The organism is Streptomyces sp. 13-12-16, from assembly GCF_002114215.1.
Lineage (GTDB): Bacteria > Actinomycetota > Actinomycetes > Streptomycetales > Streptomycetaceae > Streptomyces.
On record NZ_NCTE01001201.1, the window covers coordinates 1 to 2,509 of the forward strand.

Below are 2,509 nucleotides of genomic sequence, written 5' to 3' on the forward strand. Positions count from 1 at the left end.
CTCGACGGGCGCGTCGGCGAGCGCGAGCGCGACGAGCTGGCTGCCCTCGTCCTGCACTCCGGCCCGGCCCTGGGCGACCGCCGGGACGGCGCCCGGCTCCCCGCCCTCGGTGAGCCGCACCGCGTACGGCGACCAGCGGCCGGCGACGGCGGCCTCCTCGTCGAGCAGTTCGGTGGTGGTCGCCCGTCCGGGACGGGCGACCAGGGTCACCTCGGGCCGCTCGTTGTCGGCCCGCAGCAGCTCCTCGACGCCGGCGCGTCCGCCGCCGAGGGAGTCCCACAGCGCGGAGACGACCCAGCGGGGGTGCGAGTGCACCACGGCGAGGTGGTCCTCGGGATCCTCGTCGTAGGGCGGCGCGACCCGCTCCAGCCAGCCGTCGAGGTCGTCCTGCGCGATCTTGCGCAGCACGGCGTTGACGAACTTGGCGCGGCCGTCGCCGAGCACCACCCGGGCCAGTTCGACCGTGGCGGAGACGGCGGCGTGCGTCGGGATGCGCGTGCCCAGCAGCTGGTGCGCGCCGAGGTTCAGCACGTCCAGCACCGGCGGGTCCACCTCCCGCAGCGGCCGGTCGACACAGGCGGCGACGACCGCGTCGTACGTCCCCTGGCGGCGCAGCGTGCCGTACACCAGCTCGGTGGCCAGCGCCGCGTCGCGCGCGTCGAAGTCGCCGTTCTCGCGCGCCTTGCGCAGCAGCGGGGGCAGGACGAGGTTGGCGTACGCGTCCCGCTCGTCGACGGCCCGCAGGGCCTCGAAGGCGAGGACGCGGACGGGGTCCTTCTTGGGCCGGCGGTAGGGCTTGGCGGGCTTACGGGGCCGACGGGGCTGGTCGCTCACGAAAAAGGTGCTCCGGATGTGGGGTGGGGTGCGCGGTCCAGCCTACGTCGTGGTGGCCCCGGCGGTGTCAGGCGCCGACGGTCTCCCCGGCGGCGATCCGCACCCCGCGCGCCCAGTCCGCCGCCCGCATCGGCTTCTTGCCCTGGGGCTGCACCCACAGCAGTTCCACGGCGTACGAACCGGTGCCCACGTGCACGTTGTTCTTGCCGGCGGACAGCTGCCCGGGCGCGAGGTCGGTCAGGTCCGGTACGGGGGCGGCCTGGACGATCTTCAGCCGCTCGCCCCGGAAGGTGGTCCAGGCGCCGGGCGCGGGGGTGCAGCCGCGCACCACGCGGTCGACGCGCAGCGCCGGGGCGTTCCAGTCGACGTGGGCGTCCTCGACGGTGACCTTGGGGGCGAGGCTGATGCCGTCGGCGGGCTGCGGCACGGCCTTCAGGGTGCCGTCCTCGATGCCGTCCATGGTGGCGGCGAGCAGCCCGGCGCCGGCGAAGGCGAGCCGGGTGAGCAGGTCGCCGCTGGTGTCGGTGGGGCGGATCTCCTCGGTGACGGTGCCGTAGACGGGCCCGGAGTCGAGGCCCTCCTCGATGAGGAAGGTGGCGGCGCCGGTGATCTCGTCGCCGGCCATGATGGCGTGCTGCACGGGTGCGGCGCCGCGCCAGGCGGGCAGCAGCGAGAAGTGCAGGTTGACCCAGCCCCGGGCGGGGATGTCGAGGGCGGCCCTGGGCAGGAGGGCGCCGTAGGCGACGACGGGGCAGCAGTCCGGCGCGATCTCCTCGAGCCGCTCCAGGAACTCGGGGTCCCCGGGCTTCACCGGCTTCAGCACCTCGATCCCGGCCTCCTCCGCCCGCTCGGCGACGGGGGAGGCGACCAGCCTGCGCCCCCGCCCGGCGGGCGCGTCGGGCCGCGTGACGACGGCGGCCACCTCGTGCCGCCCGGAGGCGAGAAGAGCGTCCAGTGCGGGAACGGCGACCTCGGGGGTACCGGCGAAGACGAGCTTCATGGGGTGCTTGGGGCCTCTCGGGCGGGAACGGACACGGCAGCACACCAGTCTATGGGGCGCGCGTCGCGGGGACGCACGAAGGGAAAGCCGCCGACGGCGACGCGGTCCCACGGGAGACGCCCGCCTCGCGGCCCGCTGGAAACGGGTGGCGCGCGGGCAGGAGGGATCCGCCCGGCCGGAGGCCGAGGCGCACACCCCCGCCGGGGGCGTACGCATATGCCGCCGCGCCCCCACCCCGTGACCCACGGAGCGCTCCCGCGTTGGTCAGCGAAGAGTTGACCACGGGCCCCGACGCGGGCCCAGTTCCTTTCACGCCGGTTCGAGAGGCTTGTTCATGGCCGACCACGCAACCCACGACGCCCAGGCTCGGGCCAGCCTGCACTTGCTGGTGCGGGACATCGAGCGGGTCCGCCGGCAGGTGGACGCGTTGCGCACGCTCACCGCCCAGTTGGGCAACGTCTACCGCCCGCGCCGCTCCGGGCCCTCCACGGGCTTCGTCGTCTACGGGCGCGCCCCCGCCCCCACGGTCCGTCTCGCCCAGGAGCTGCGGGACAGTGTCGAGACCCTGGTCACGGCGGCCGTCGACTTCGACCGTTCCCTGGGCTTCTCGTGGGACGCCGTGGGCTCGGCGCTCGGGGTCACCAAGCAGGCGGTCCACCGTCGCTACGGCGCCCG

The 2,509-nt window shown here is 75.1% G+C and carries 3 protein-coding genes; 1 reads left to right on the plus strand and 2 read right to left on the minus strand.

Annotated features, from left to right (window positions below; genetic code table 11):
• Window positions 1-834: transcription antitermination factor NusB (locus B7767_RS37705; protein WP_306298039.1), on the minus strand; the 834-nt coding region annotated here is incomplete at its 3' end.
• 67 nt (window positions 835-901) lie between these two features.
• Window positions 902-1,834 (minus strand): methionyl-tRNA formyltransferase, encoded by a 933-nt coding sequence (gene fmt / locus B7767_RS37710; protein ID WP_085575925.1) that lies wholly within the window; start codon window positions 1,832-1,834, stop codon window positions 902-904.
• Window positions 1,835-2,168: 334 nt separating this feature from the next.
• Here fmt and B7767_RS37715 point away from each other — a divergent pair.
• A partial coding sequence (locus B7767_RS37715; RefSeq protein WP_085575926.1) for a hypothetical protein occupies window positions 2,169-2,509 on the plus strand: 341 nt, incomplete at its 3' end.

Bases quoted from the DNA above. Each gene is read 5' to 3' on its own strand.
- fmt (WP_085575925.1), bottom strand. From the start codon at position 1,834: ATGAAGCTCGTCTTCGCCGGTACCCCCGAGGTCGCCGTTCCCGCACTG.